1 protein-coding gene is annotated in these 856 nt (G+C 56.0%); it reads left to right on the forward strand.

Annotated features, from left to right (window positions below; translation table 11 throughout):
• On the forward strand, window positions 1–856 hold an 856-nt coding region (locus tag AC19YS_RS32020; protein ID WP_500603541.1), incomplete at both ends, for an immunoglobulin-like domain-containing protein.

Raw genomic sequence — 856 nt, forward strand, 5'->3', positions numbered from 1 at the left:
AACCTGGCAACCAACCCAGCGCCAGCGACCACCACCATCACCGACTCGATCGACACCACTACCGTCACTTTGACGGCGGACCCGTCAGTCGTTGAAGGCGGCAATATCACTTACACCGCGACGTTGACCAACCCGGCGCAAACTCCGGTCACCGTGACGCTGAGCAATGGTCAGACCATCGTTATCGAAGCCGGTAAATCTGCGGGCTCGGTGGTGTTTGAAACGCCGGCTAACGACGTTTACAACAATGGTTCGACTGTCAGCACAACTATTGCCAGTGCAACTGGCGGTAACTTTGAGAACTTGGTTCCAAGTACTGCCCCAGCCGTCACCACGATCACTGATTCGATCGACACCACCACCGTCACCCTGACGGCAGATCCATCGGTCGTTGAAGGCGGCAACATCACTTACACCGCCACGCTGACCAACCCAGCGCAAACCGCTGTGACGGTTACCTTGAGCAACGGTCAGACGATCAACATCGAAGCGGGCAAGTCCAGCGGAAGTGTAGTTTTCGAAACCCCGGCTAACGATGTCTACAACAACGGTTCGACCGTCAACACAACGATCACCAACGCCACTGGCGGTAATTTCGAAAACCTGGCAACCAACCCTACGCCAGCGACCACCACCATCACCGACTCTATCGATACCACCACTGTCACTCTGACGGCGGATCCTTCGGTCGTTGAAGGCGGCAATATCACTTACACCGCTACGCTGACTAACCCGGCGCAAACTGCGGTGACTGTGACGCTTTCGAATGGCCAGACCATCGTCATCGAAGCCGGGAAATCTGCCGGTTCGGTGGTGTTTGAAACTCCGGCCAACGATGTCTACAACAACGGTTCGA

Source organism: Pseudomonas sp. MF08831 (assembly GCF_059862645.1).